We start from the raw sequence: 8,706 nt of genomic DNA, 5'->3' as shown, positions 1-8,706 counted from the left end.
TGGGAGTTGGACTAGCTTGACTTTGAGTCGTCGGTGATGGTAGCGGCGAAGCAGTTGCCGCAGTGCTGGGAGTTGGACTAGCTTGACTTTGGGTTGTCGGTGATGGTGTTGGCGAAGCAGTCGCCGTAGCACTGGGAGTTGGACTAGCTTGACTTTGAGTCGTCGGTGATGGTAGCGGCGAAGCAGTCGCCGCAGCACTGGGAGTGGAGCTAGATGTGGCTGGAGATTGAGCCGATACTTTTCTTGTTAAAGCTACACCCAAGGTTAAAGGCCCTTTGAGGTCTTTGCCAGGGTTAAATTCTAGTTTTTCGCTTTGCAGGTCACTTTCAGCCCAGCTATCGGGATAAGGCTTAGTTCGCAGCAGAGGAGTTGCCTCAACACCGGGTACTGGAGTAATTTCTATAGGTCTTGCCAAGCGATAAAAAGAAATACCATTACCAAAATCTTTAGTAATTGGGTGTTGTCCGTAGTCTGTGATAATGGGTGCAGCCGAGCCAAGTCCTACACTTGTACCAGAGACATCCACTGCCAAACGATTATCCAAACGCACGCCCCACTCTTGTAACAAGCTATTCAGATTAGGGTCAGTTTCGGGATCGATCATTAATAGTATGTCACCACCACGATTGAGATAGTTTTGCAAGGCTTTGACCTCGCTATCAAATAACCCTCGCTTAGGCCCAGCTACTACCACTACAGCAGCATTGTCAGGAACTTGGGACTTTTCTGCTAAATTTAGAGGTGATGTAGTGTAACTTTTATCGCTGAGTGCACGAACAGCTTGCGAAATTCCACCCTCACCCGCTGCAATTGAGCGTTCGCCGTGACCTTGTAGAAAGTAAACCGCAGCAGTATTTGAACTAGTTATCTGTTGCAGGCGATTTGTTAAACTGGCTTCTGACAAGCGCTCATTCTGATTTATCGTTTGGACTAATTGGCGCTTCTCGCCTGATTCTAGGTAAACTTCTCCATAATCTTTAACGCCAAACTTGTCTGCAAGTCCCGGTCTAGTTTGGGGATCGACGTATTCAAACTTAAAATTTGAACTTTGTCGTTGATAATTTTCCAGCAATTCGCGGTCTTGGGGATTTTGATTTCCATCAAACACCCATACTTTCACTGGCTGTTGCAAGCTATGCACCAATTCTTTTGATTGAGGGGCAAGAGTAAACAACTGAGATTCTGTTAAGTCTGCCCGTAAATGGTAACGAGTACCTAAAAAGTTAACTAACCCTAAAATTACCAATACAGCCAAAATAGCAATTAAAGCATTAGTACTAGCTTGAGTAGAACGACGTTTCCACCAGTTAGTTTGCTGGCTTCGCCATACTACCCACCATGCACTAATAACAATTCCTGCAATTAAAAATGCTAGGGGAATTAGATTCCAATTTCCAGAAACTAAGCCAGCTGTTAAGCCCACAACAGTCAAAAACGGGCCTAGCCAAAACAAATATTTCCAAGGTTGATTTTTTTTGATTTTTTTCATGACTTTTCAATTAGCACTCAGCACTCTCAAAGCAGAGGGGCGGGGGAGATGAGGGTGATGAGGGAGCAGGGGGAGATGGGGGAGATGAGGGGGATGAGGGAGACAAGGGAGACAATAAATAATAATTACTCCTGCCTTCAGCCTTCTGACTAATGACCACTGATAACTAACTCACCACTCCTAACTATTGCCGTTGAAAACGTAGAGCATCGATGGACTGGGCTGTGAGAAAGATGCCCAAAAAAATGTAACTGGCAAATAAAATCAAGGTGCTGGTATCAAAAATTCCTTGGATGAGGCTGTCGTAATGTTTCAACAATGATAAATAGCCTAAAGCTGCTCCTACAGGGCCGCCAATACTTTTGGCGATTAAATCAACAAATAATAGCAATAAAATTAAGGCAAAGGTCAGGACAGCTGACAATATTGTGCTGTCTGTTAAAGAGGAAATAAACATTCCCAAAGATAAAATTGCCGCAGCTAGCAAGATTAATCCAAAGTGACCCAGTAAAGGAATTGAGGGCGACATTGGTGGATTTGACCCACTAATTGCGATCGCTTCAAATACTAGCAAGGGTAAAACCATCGTAATAAAAAACGTTAGCACCCCTAATAGTTTCCCTGTAGCTACTGCCCAGTTTGTGACTGGTGACGTGGCTAACAGTTCTAAAGTGCCCCGCTTGCGTTCTTCGGCATAAAGTCCCATAGAAAGAATGGGCAAGATAAATAACAATAGCCAACCCATGCGATCTAAAAATGCTCTGATAAATTCGTAAGGGACATCTATTGGTGGCACTGGCACTCCTAGTTGTTGTCCTTGTAAATCGTATGCCGCGACTGCTGGCAAAATGCCGTCTGGCCCCAGCAAAATCATTACTAAGAATAACCCCGAAATGAACCAAAATACGCCAGCGATCGCATAAGCTAAAGGCGATACAAAATAACTCTGTAACTCTCGGCGATAAATGGCAATAATATTACCCAGTACTATACCCATTTACGCTGCTTCTCCTTCGTTCTCTGCTGAGTTTACCTCAGTCGGCAAATTCTTTTCTTCTGTGGTCAATTGCAAAAATACATCTTCTAAAGTAGCGCTTACACGTCGCATTTCATGTAAACCAAATCCTGCTCGTACTAGTGCTAAGGCAATATCTTGTCCTGGTTCGCTTCCCAGTTGCGATATTACCCGCAAATAAGCACGGTTATCTCTAGGAAGGTTATTACCAGAAATTGATTCTACCAAACTCACACCTGCTACATTTTGTAGAACTTGTTTGGCTAAATTAGTTTCTCCCGTAATTTCAATTTCATATCCAGAACCACCTGTCAACTGGGTCATCAAACTTTCTGGAGTATTCGTTGCTACTATCTTGCCGCGATTGATGATGGCTACGCGATTACAGGTCATGCTCACTTCTGGCAATATGTGCGTAGACAGAATAATAGTATGAGTCCCAGCGAGGCTTTTAATTAAATTTCGCACCTCGATAATTTGCCGGGGATCGAGTCCCACAGTCGGTTCATCCATAATGATGGCTGGCGGATCGTGGACGATCGCTTGGGCAATACCAACTCTTTGGCGATATCCTTTAGAAAGTTTGCGAATAATTACTCGCCGCTTATCTTGTAAATTGCAGCGTTCTATAGCTGCGGTGACTTTAGTGGCGCGATCGCCTGCTGATATGCCTTTAATTCGCGCCACAAAATGCAAAAATCCTTCCACAGTCATTTCTGGATATAACGGCGGTGTTTCTGGCAAATAGCCAATTCGCTGCCGTACAGCCAAAGAATTTTCGTGAACATCAAAGCCAGCAATTTTAGCAGTGCCATTTGTTGCTGGTAAGTAACCAGCCAAAATCCGCATAGTTGTGGTTTTCCCAGCGCCATTAGGCCCCAAAAAGCCTAAAATTTCTCCTGGTTCGACGCTAAAAGTCACATCAGTAATAGCTGAGGTAGAACCGTATGTTTTACTCAGATGGTCAACTTCAATCATTAGCGTGCTGGCGATCGTGAATTTAGAGAGTACCCAACAATCTTAGATCGTCTTGGAAGGATGAGCAGGGGGAGTGGGGGGAGATGAGGGAGATGAGGGAGACAAGAAATAATAATTACTCCTGCTTCTGGCTTGAAAAAGGGTGTGGGGTGTAGGGTGTGGGGTGTAGGGGAGGCAGTGCGTTGCGGAGGACAGTTGCGTGGGCGGGTTCCCCGACTTGAGCAAACTGTCCGTTGAGGTTCCCTCCGTTGTAGCAACTGCCGTGAACAAACCTTTTTCATACATGGCGGTGAAACTTGTTTCATCGGGACTGCCTTCTGCTTTCTGCCTCTTGTACAGACAAGGGTTAACCCTTGTCTGTACGACAACCAACAACAAAGATAATTCTTCCGTAGTATTTAAAAAGCCTTATTTTTCATAACAGAGATATGTCTTTCGTTAGAAGGATAATTATGTTTTTACAGCTAGTGTGTAATTGTAATCAAAAAAGTTGATTGGTTTGATATAAGTTAGGATTTTTAGCAGATTTCATCACTAACCTATAGCTCTATTCTTTAGGCTAATTTATATAGAAACTCAATTTCGTTTCTTATGGCTTTAGTTGAATGGAGAGAAAGCCAATTAACTTTCTAAACTGTGATAAGCATTGACAATAAACCAATGGAGTATTGGCATGACGAATTTAATTACTAGGACAGTAGATCGCATCAACTCTTCACTAAACAAATTTCAAGTAAAACGTTTTTTTGCTGTTGTCCTAGTTGGTGTCTTAGTGCTGACAACAAACATTGCTTTTGGGGACAGTGAAAAGGCTTTAGGTGAAAGAGTTCGCCAAAAGGTAGAACAAAACGATGCTGAAAGACCAAAAACAGTCGGGCAGTGGTTTAAAGATGCTCGTGAAACAAAAAATGAGCCTGGTAAACGGCTTGAGAAAATTGGGCAACAATCAGGAGAAGCCCTCAAAGAATTTGGGTCGGGTTACGTAGAGGGTGCTAAAGAAACTGCTGATGAAGTAGGTAATAGTGCAGCAAAAGCTGGCAGAAATCTCTCTAGATAAGCTAATGCTAAATGCTTAAGCAATAACTACTAAATCTGCACCGATTATAGTTGGTGCAGATTTAATCGTATCTTATACTAATTCGTAATTAAGAAATTCACATGAAGGATATTGCTGTTTATGCTGCTTGATTGGATAAGGTCGAGCTTAGTCTGTATTAAAAATTGAATAATTTCAGAGGTTAAAGTTTTATCTATTGTATTTAATTTCAAAAAAAGCTAGTAAGCCTGTTGCTAATAGCAAAGGCAAAAAATAGTATATTCCTCGATAAGCTAACAGTGAGCCTAAAACTACTGGTGGCGAAATTTTAGAAGAGATAATTAACAAAATAACTGTTTCAAAAACTCCTAACCCTCCAGGGACATTACTCACAATACCTGCAAACATACCAAATAAGTAAATTCCTAAAAAGTCTAGATAAGATAAACCTGTATTGCTAGGAAGCAATGCATAAAGAACCGCCGCTGCTAAAATCCAGTCAAGGCAAGAAACAACTATTTGACTTGCTGATATTTTCAAAGATGGAAATCGAAATTCATGTCCGCGAATAATTAATGGTCGTTTCAGAAAAATACTACATACTAAATAGCCAAAAATCAAAAGCAGAAAAATTATCCCGATGGGACGCACTTGAGTCAAAGGCAAATGCAGTTGACTAGGAATTTGCAATGGGTTAATGAGAAATACAAATCCAGCGAGGGCGAACATCCCCAGCCAAAAAGTGAAATTAACAAAAGTAATTATTTGGGCGATCGCTACTGTCGATACTTGCCATTTAGAGTAAAAACGATAACGGATAGCACTGCCAGTTAGTAAAGCAAAACCTATAGTATTACTGAATGCAGAGCTAATGAAGTTAGTTAAAGCTATCTTGTTCCAAGCAAGAGAACGATTGATATAGCTAAAACTTAAGATATCATACATTATCATTACCAAATACCCTAGAATCGTTAGCCCAATTGCCTGGCTTAACCGACTTTTGGGGATGGCTGCTAAAGAGTTGAAAATATCCCGATAATTATATTCGCGTAATTCGTGAGCGATCGCCCACAATGAAACTACCAAAAGCAGCAAGCCAAAGATAGAACTGAGGTTGAGTCGCAGCTTTTTGAGCATAAAAATCTCACAAGAAAAATTATTAACTTTTCATCTACACTCAGTCGCAGACTTGCCATCAGCATGACACACAGTTGACAAATGATTTGCGTAAATTTTGGAAATCAAGCATTAACAACCAAGAATTCAGAGTTAGTATTCTGCATTCTTCAACTATCCCATGCTCAATACTGAATGCTCAATTTCTCATAACTCTCTTGAAGATGCCCTAACCGGAGTAAAAATTCACCTGCGGCGAGGGGTAGATTTACAAGTTTGCCATCACCAAGGGATAACTCCATCTATGGTTTTTATTCACGGAGGAATGGGAAACCGCTTTAACTTTAGAGTGCAATACGAGTTTGCTCAAAATCAAGGTTGGGAGGTTTTGGCATACGACTTGGGAGGACATGGAGAGTCTAGTCGTTACTCTCGCTATTCTATTAGGCGGCATTATCGAGATTTACAGCGATTACTCCACCACTTTGGTATCAATTCGCCTGTGTTATGCTGTCACAGTTATGGAGTTCCTATTGGTTTAGAATTTGCCCAACATCAGCCAGTTAGTGCAATTATTGCCATTGCCGGCGGTACTCACAATTTAGCACCCTGGTGGGAAATTCCGTTAATGAAGTTTATGGCTGGGGGTGGTAGGTATCTCTATCATTTACCTGGCGTACAAGTACTTAACAACTTTGTTTCTACTTCTTACCGCCATAGTGTGATGGAGAGATTTTTTGCTGAAAACCCAGTACCAAAAGACTTGGATGCCTACAAAAGTTTAGAAATCTTTTGGAACTATAACTTTTTTGTCCGTCACCCTTTACCGAAAATGCACATCCCGGCTTTGGTAATTACGGCCCAACAAGATCCTATGTTTACACGCCAGATGGGAGATGAGTTAGCAAGTCACTTTGATAATGGTACTCACATACATTTTGCCAATGCGGGACATTTGGTAATGGCAGAACGTGCAGAGTTGGTCAATCAAGCGATCGCTGAATGGTTAAACAAACAAGTCTATAATTAATTTCCAGCAATGAACTCCAAATTATCTAAAATTCTGTTATTAATTTCAGTCCTCAGCTTATTTGGCTGTCAATATTCGCAAACTGTCGCCACCACACCACCACAATCAAATTCTAGTGTCTTAGCTACTCCTCTGACTTATAAAATTGAAACCTACAATAGTCAAACTATGGGAACAAGCCGTACCTATGGTGTTTCTTTACCTCCTGGCTACGAACAAAATCCCCAACAACGCTATCCTGTAATCTTTCTCCTCCACGGCGGACATGGCGAACCCAACGACTGGTTTTTAGAAAAGAAGGGACAAGCTCTAAAAACTCTCACACAGCTTTACACTACAGGTAAGTTGCCACCAAGTATTATCATCACACCAGATGGAAACGACAAACGCGGCTCTAGTCGTTACTGGGACCCCCAATATATTGATGGCCCTAACGGTAAAGTTTCTACTACCATTGGCAGCGAACTAGTAAAAGTGGTGCAAACTCGTTATCGTACCCTACCTAGCCCTAATTTTTGGGCCATGGGAGGATTATCTTCTGGCGGTTGGGGAGCGTTGAATGTCGGTTTACATAATGTGAATAACTTCTCGATTTTATTTAGTCATAGTGGTTACTTTCAGGATAAAAGTGGGGCAATAAATAGCCCAATAACTTATATTCAACATATTTCCCCGGAAGCTAAAAAAAGGTTGCGGATTTATCTAGATTCGGGTACATCAGATATTGAAGAAATTAAAGACGCTCAAGACTTTGCTCAAGTACTAGAACGTCTAAAAATTGCTCATTCATTTCGTCAGTTCCCTGGTAGCCACACTTGGAAATATTGGCGCGAACATCTCGCAGATTCTTTAACTTTCGTGGGCGAACAATTTCGCTCCTCACGCATAGCAAGCACGACGAAAGATTTAAATTTTAAATCTTTCAACAATGCTCAAAGACCCTAACAGTTAGCAATTGATAAAATATAACTTTTAAAATAGCATTGGCATTCGGATGTCAATGCTAAAAATTATATGGTATTACTTCAATAGATCCACAAAATCAAATTTACAATTAGGTTAGCTTATTGTAATATATAACGATATATGAAGATTAATAAAATTTTAGTCGGTGTGGCAGGGGCGATCGCTGTTTTAACTGCCGCAGGTTACTACTATGTATTTATATTAGGCGCACCCCAATTTGACCCACCTCAAGAAGAAGCAAATACCGGGCTAAAGTTTCAATTAGAAAGTTTCAATTCCCAAGCAATGAATGCAGTCCGCAGCTATGGCGTAATTTTGCCGCCTGGCTATAATAAAAATCAACAAAAGCGTTATCCTGTAATATTTTTACTCCACGGGGGTCATGATGATGCCCGCGCTTATGTTGATAAATATGCAATCTTAGATGTACTGCATGAATTATATAAAAGTAAAAAATTGCCGCCATCGATTGTAATTACACCCGATGGCAATGATAATCGTGGTTCTAGCCCTTTGTATGACCCCGATTATTTTGATGGGCCGAATGGCAAATTAGGAACTTTGATAGGTTCGGAATTAGTGCAAGTTGTCAAGTCACGTTATCGCACCTTGGAAAAACCCCAGTTTTGGGCATTGGGAGGTCTATCTTCTGGAGGATGGGGCGCATTTAATATCGGATTACGCTATTTAAAAAACTTCAACATTTTATTTAGCCATAGCGGTTACTTTATCGATAACAGCGGCCCGCAAAATAGTCCCCAACAAATTGTCAAACAGTTATCAATTGCAGACAGAAAGCGATTGCGTGTATATCTTGATGCTGGTCAAAATGATACTAATTTTGTAGTTTCTACCAAAGCTTTTCATGTCACTTTGAACGAGATAGGTATTGCTAATGTATTTTATACATTTCCTGGAGGTCATGGTTTGTCTGGAGCGGATATAGGCTGGAACTATTTCCACAAACATCTTAAAGACTCGCTTTCCTATGTAGGGGAGCAGTTTAACAATTCCAAAGAACCTGCAAAAACCGTGCAGAAAGCATCTGCCAAAGGAAATTATTTTAATAACTAATT

The 8,706-nt window shown here is 41.1% G+C and carries 8 protein-coding genes; 4 read left to right on the top strand and 4 right to left on the bottom strand.

Features of this window, described 5'->3' with window-relative positions:
• The 3 genes from I8752_RS30635 to I8752_RS30625 form a co-directional block, all read right to left on the bottom strand.
• Positions 1 to 1,489: GldG family protein (locus tag I8752_RS30635; protein ID WP_214435948.1), on the bottom strand; the 1,489-nt coding region annotated here is incomplete at its 3' end.
• A gap of 184 nt (positions 1,490 to 1,673) precedes the next feature.
• Positions 1,674 to 2,486: an ABC transporter permease gene (locus I8752_RS30630; protein ID WP_214435947.1), complete on the bottom strand. Its 813-nt coding sequence runs from the start codon at positions 2,484 to 2,486 to the stop codon at positions 1,674 to 1,676.
• On the bottom strand, positions 2,487 to 3,482 hold the full coding sequence (locus I8752_RS30625) for an ABC transporter ATP-binding protein (protein ID WP_214435946.1): 996 nt from the start codon (positions 3,480 to 3,482) through the stop codon (positions 2,487 to 2,489). It lies immediately after the preceding gene.
• Positions 3,483 to 4,155: 673 nt separating this feature from the next.
• Here I8752_RS30625 and I8752_RS30620 point away from each other — a divergent pair.
• Positions 4,156 to 4,539: a hypothetical protein gene (locus I8752_RS30620; protein WP_214435945.1), complete on the top strand. Its 384-nt coding sequence runs from the start codon at positions 4,156 to 4,158 to the stop codon at positions 4,537 to 4,539.
• A 189-nt stretch (positions 4,540 to 4,728) separates the two neighbouring features.
• Here the strand turns inward: I8752_RS30620 and I8752_RS30615 are convergent, their stop codons facing one another.
• A complete protein-coding gene (locus tag I8752_RS30615; RefSeq protein WP_214435944.1) occupies positions 4,729 to 5,655 on the bottom strand; it encodes a lysylphosphatidylglycerol synthase domain-containing protein in 927 nt (308 codons plus the stop codon).
• A gap of 160 nt (positions 5,656 to 5,815) precedes the next feature.
• Here I8752_RS30615 and I8752_RS30610 point away from each other — a divergent pair, with 160 nt between their 5' ends.
• From I8752_RS30610 to I8752_RS30600, 3 genes are all read left to right on the top strand, one after another.
• Complete coding sequence (locus I8752_RS30610; RefSeq protein ID WP_214435943.1) at positions 5,816 to 6,664, top strand: alpha/beta fold hydrolase; 849 nt, start codon at positions 5,816 to 5,818, stop codon at positions 6,662 to 6,664.
• Positions 6,665 to 6,673: 9 nt separating this feature from the next.
• Positions 6,674 to 7,609 carry an alpha/beta hydrolase gene (locus I8752_RS30605; protein ID WP_214435942.1) on the top strand — a complete coding sequence of 312 codons (936 nt, stop codon included), beginning with the start codon at positions 6,674 to 6,676 and terminating at the stop codon, positions 7,607 to 7,609.
• A 141-nt stretch (positions 7,610 to 7,750) separates the two neighbouring features.
• Positions 7,751 to 8,704 carry an alpha/beta hydrolase gene (locus tag I8752_RS30600; protein ID WP_214435941.1) on the top strand — a complete coding sequence of 318 codons (954 nt, stop codon included), beginning with the start codon at positions 7,751 to 7,753 and terminating at the stop codon, positions 8,702 to 8,704.
• The last annotated feature ends 2 nt before the right edge of the window (positions 8,705 to 8,706 follow it).

The sequence above is a fragment of the Dendronalium phyllosphericum CENA369 genome, assembly GCF_016056275.1.
GTDB lineage: Bacteria > Cyanobacteriota > Cyanobacteriia > Cyanobacteriales > Nostocaceae > Dendronalium > Dendronalium phyllosphericum.
The sequence above is the reverse complement of the archived record's forward strand: the minus strand, read 5'-3'. Positions and strand labels throughout refer to the sequence as shown.

Bases quoted from the DNA above. Each gene is read 5' to 3' on its own strand.
- I8752_RS30600 (WP_214435941.1), top strand. From the start codon at position 7,751: ATGAAGATTAATAAAATTTTAGTCGGTGTGGCAGGGGCGATCGCTGTT.
- I8752_RS30610 (WP_214435943.1), top strand. From the start codon at position 5,816: ATGCTCAATACTGAATGCTCAATTTCTCATAACTCTCTTGAAGATGCC.
- I8752_RS30605 (WP_214435942.1), top strand. From the start codon at position 6,674: ATGAACTCCAAATTATCTAAAATTCTGTTATTAATTTCAGTCCTCAGC.
- I8752_RS30620 (WP_214435945.1), top strand. From the start codon at position 4,156: ATGACGAATTTAATTACTAGGACAGTAGATCGCATCAACTCTTCACTA.
- I8752_RS30615 (WP_214435944.1), bottom strand. From the start codon at position 5,655: ATGCTCAAAAAGCTGCGACTCAACCTCAGTTCTATCTTTGGCTTGCTG.
- I8752_RS30630 (WP_214435947.1), bottom strand. From the start codon at position 2,486: ATGGGTATAGTACTGGGTAATATTATTGCCATTTATCGCCGAGAGTTA.
- I8752_RS30625 (WP_214435946.1), bottom strand. From the start codon at position 3,482: ATGATTGAAGTTGACCATCTGAGTAAAACATACGGTTCTACCTCAGCT.